Origin of the sequence: Nocardiopsis halotolerans DSM 44410 (assembly GCF_000341065.1) — a bacterium.
Lineage (GTDB): Bacteria > Actinomycetota > Actinomycetes > Streptosporangiales > Streptosporangiaceae > Nocardiopsis > Nocardiopsis halotolerans.
Genome location: NZ_ANAX01000105.1, coordinates 1 through 2,753, shown reverse-complemented (window position 1 = coordinate 2,753; position 2,753 = coordinate 1). Strand labels below are relative to the sequence as shown.

The 2,753-nt window shown below is 70.6% G+C and carries 5 protein-coding genes and 1 tRNA gene (1 of these 6 running past the window's edge); 2 read left to right on the top strand and 4 right to left on the bottom strand.

What is annotated here, in order from left to right; translation table 11 throughout:
- Positions 1 to 284, top strand: the final stretch of a protein-coding gene (locus D455_RS0108355) for a LacI family DNA-binding transcriptional regulator (RefSeq protein WP_017570287.1). 544 nt of this gene lie to the left of the window's left edge; 284 of the gene's 828 nt are visible here — the last part of the coding sequence; its start codon lies beyond the left edge, outside the window; its stop codon occupies positions 282 to 284.
- Positions 285 to 503: 219 nt separating this feature from the next.
- Here D455_RS0108355 and D455_RS0108350 read toward each other — a convergent pair.
- The 4 genes from D455_RS0108350 to D455_RS0108335 form a co-directional block, all read right to left on the bottom strand.
- A tRNA-Ser gene (locus D455_RS0108350) sits at positions 504 to 588 on the bottom strand.
- Between the two features lie 10 nt (positions 589 to 598).
- Positions 599 to 1,081, bottom strand: a complete 483-nt coding sequence (locus tag D455_RS0108345; protein ID WP_017570286.1) for a nucleoside deaminase — start codon at positions 1,079 to 1,081, stop codon at positions 599 to 601.
- A complete protein-coding gene (locus D455_RS0108340; RefSeq protein ID WP_017570285.1) occupies positions 1,078 to 1,566 on the bottom strand; it encodes a tRNA adenosine deaminase-associated protein in 489 nt (162 codons plus the stop codon). The genes D455_RS0108345 and D455_RS0108340 overlap by 4 nt, the downstream gene beginning before the upstream one ends.
- Before the next feature lie 45 nt (positions 1,567 to 1,611).
- On the bottom strand, positions 1,612 to 2,112 hold the full coding sequence (locus D455_RS0108335) for a tRNA adenosine deaminase-associated protein (RefSeq protein WP_040684708.1): 501 nt from the start codon (positions 2,110 to 2,112) through the stop codon (positions 1,612 to 1,614).
- A 322-nt stretch (positions 2,113 to 2,434) separates the two neighbouring features.
- On the opposite strand from D455_RS0108335, the gene upp reads away from it, so the two are divergent.
- A partial coding sequence (gene upp, locus D455_RS0108330) for a uracil phosphoribosyltransferase (protein ID WP_017570283.1) occupies positions 2,435 to 2,753 on the top strand: 319 nt, incomplete at its 3' end.

Sequence of the window (2,753 nt, the reverse complement as noted above, 5' to 3'; positions counted from 1 at the left end):
CGATCCTGTACGACAACGACGCGATGGCGGTGGCCGGTCTGGAGGCCGCCCGCGGCCTCGGCGTCCCGGTGCCCGAACGGCTGAGCCTGGTGGCCTGGGACGACTCCACCCTGTGCCGCCTGGCCACGCCCGCGCTGACCACCATGAGCGTGGACGTGTACCGGTACGGGACCGCCGTCGCCGAGTCGGCGCTGGAGTGCGCCGACGGTCTCCCGGTCGCGGAACGCTGGTCGCCCACGGCGCACCTGGTGTCCCGGGGCAGCACGGGACCGGCCCCCGTGTAGCCGCGTCGACTTCACGCCCTGTCGGCATGTACCCATGTCGACAGGGCGCCCGGTCGACGAAGCGACATGTCGGCGCACGGCCACGGACCGCTCCGACCCCGGACACGCGAAAGGCCGGTCGCTCCGAACCATGTGCACTGAATGTGCACCGGCCCGGACCAACCGGCCCTCGCTACCTCTACCGGCCCGACGCTCACCTGCGTGAACATCGGCCTCGTGCGGTGGAGGAGGGATTCGAACCCTCGAAGGGTTGCCCCTTACCCGCTTTCGAGGCGGGCGCCATCGGCCACTAGGCGACTCCACCGCGCGCTACTCTACCGGATACGGCGCAGTGCGAAAAACCGGCTCAGGAGATCGGAGCATCCGTCGGCGATCTCCTCCGGAACCAGGTCCGGGGGGATCACCTCCGGGCGGTGGTTGAGGCGGGGGTCGCGGACCAGGTCCCACACCGATCCGGCCGCACCCGCCTTGGCGTCCCGCGCCCCGTAGACCACCCGGTCCACGCGGGAGAGCACCGCCGCGCCCGCGCACATCGTGCAGGGTTCGAGGGTGACCACCAGGGTGCAGCCGCCCAGACGCCACTCGCCGCGCGTGCGCGCGGCGGAGCGCAGCGCCAGCACCTCGGCGTGCGCGGTGGGATCACCGGTGGCCTCGCGCTCGTTGCGCCCCGTTCCCAGGACCCCGCCCCCGGCGTCCAGGACGACCGCACCCACCGGCACGTCGCCCGTCTCCAGGGCGCGCTCGCCCTCGGCGATCGCCCTGTGCAGCGCGGCGCCGAGGACGTCCCCGTCGATCACAGCCTCATGCCGTCGAGGAGTTCGGCGAAGCCCGCGCGCTCGGCCACCACCGCCAGGACGTCGCTGGGCAGGACTCCCCCGCCGACCGACAGGGAGCGCAGCTCGTCCTCGGTCAGCCCCAGGTCGGTGAGCAGGTCACCGTCGCCGTCGGGTCGCGGATCGGGTCGTGCGCCGGCGCTCTCGGAGGGCGGCGGCGCGCCGAGGCCCCCGGCCTCGGACAGCACGGAGGCCAGCTCGTGGTCGTGCACCACCCGGGCGTCGGAGAGGTACACGCGCGGCTCACCGCCGTCGTCGTCGGTCCGCACGATGGCGAACCACTCGTCGTCGGCCTCCACGAGCAGAAGGGAGAGGTCGCTCCCCCGCTCCGTCGCGAAGTCGAGCATCAGCTCGGTGACGTCGTCGATGACGTCCACGTCCCCGAGTTCGACCTCGGTTCCCCGCCACGTCTTCCCGTTGGGAGCGAAGACAGCTGCGAAGATCGACACCGCGTGCTCTCCTGTTCGCCGGGATGCTTTTCTTCCAGCAGGTCCTTACCCCATACCGTCAAGTACACGCTGGAAGGACTGGGCGAATCCCAGCCGTTCGGACACACTGGCCAGTACCTCGTCGGGATACAGGTCCAGGTCGCCCGCCAGGGCGCCCAGCTCCATCTCGTCCAGGCCGAGGTCGGCCACGATGGACAGGTCGCCCGCGGGCAGGACCTGGTCGAGGTCGTCGTCGTCCGGAAGGTCGATGTCCAGGTAGTCCAGGACGTCCCGGGCCACCTGCCAGTCCACGGACGCGGTCACGTCCGAGAGGAAGAGGGAGACCTCCCCACCGTAGACACGGACGATGATGAAGAAGTCGTCGCCGACCGAGACCAGTCCGAGGGACCCGCTGATGCTCGGTTGCTGGCGCAGGGCGTGGATCAGGCCCTTGAGGTCGTGTGTCAGCGTCACGGGGAGCAGGTCGACGTCCCAGTACTCCTCTTCCCTGTACGCGACAGCCGCGAAGTCGCCCGAGTCGTCGTCACCATGATCGAGCACTGTCATCGTCACCCCAACCCGGCCGGTGTTTCGGTACGGACGAGGGAACCCGGATCGCCCGTGCGAGTGCCATGGTAACGATCACTCCGGCGTCGCCGTCTCCCTTGGTCCGCGTCGGTCCGGACCACGCTCTCATGAGAAGCGGGTTTCCGAGGACCCCCGGCCGACCCGGCTGATCGGACGAAGGGCCCGAACGGTCCGCGCCGCCGGTCCGTGAAGGGGACCGCCCGCCTCGTGAGGGGCCCGGTCCGGGTGGTACGCGCGGTTAGACTCGGGCGGGCCACCTCCCCAGCCCCGTCCCGTTATCCCAGCTCATCCGGAGAACGTTTTGGAAACCCTGGTCGTCGACCATCCCCTGGTCGCGCACAAGCTGACCACCCTGCGCGACGTGCGGACCGACTCCCCGACGTTCCGACGCCTGACGGACGAGTTGGTGACCCTGCTCGCCTACGAGGCGACCCGGGACGTGAGGGTGACGGAGGTCACCATCCAAACCCCGCTCGTGAGGACCACGGGGACGCAGCTGACGCGTCCCACCCCCCTCGTGGTACCGATCCTGCGCGCGGGTCTGGGCATGCTCGACGGGATGACCCGCCTGCTGCCCACCGCCGAGGTCGGCTTCCTGGGCATGGCCCGCGACGAGGACC

Coding starts and splice junctions, on each gene's coding strand:
- D455_RS0108335 (WP_040684708.1), bottom strand. CDS start 2,112: ATGACAGTGCTCGATCATGGTGACGACGACTCGGGCGACTTCGCGGCT.